General features: G+C 73.1%; 1 pseudogene. It reads right to left on the bottom strand.

Features of this window, described 5'->3' with window-relative positions:
• Positions 1-21: 21 nt before the first annotated feature.
• Positions 22-279, bottom strand: a pseudogene (locus tag RT309_RS05400) (hypothetical protein); the annotation flags it as partial.

Here is a 279-nt window from a genome sequence, read left to right on the forward strand (position 1 = left end):
GGTCGAAGCGAGGCATGATGATCAGCCCGCCGCGATGAACAGCTGTCCGGAACCGGCGATCCGCACGGCGGCGGCGCGCGAGATCAGCACGGCGCGGCCGCGCGGCATGGCGATGCGCTCGTCGCCGGATGCCAGCTCGAACTCGCCGTCGGTCGCCAGGGCGATGGCCGCGCCGTCGAGCGCGATCTCGCCGTCGGACTGCACCGAGTACAGCTCGAACCCGGGATCGTCGGGGGTGCCGCGCCCGGTCGGGCGGAAGACGCGGATGCCGTCGGACAC

The organism is Microbacterium sp. (assembly GCF_032084865.1).
Taxonomy (GTDB): Bacteria; Actinomycetota; Actinomycetes; order Actinomycetales; family Microbacteriaceae; genus Microbacterium.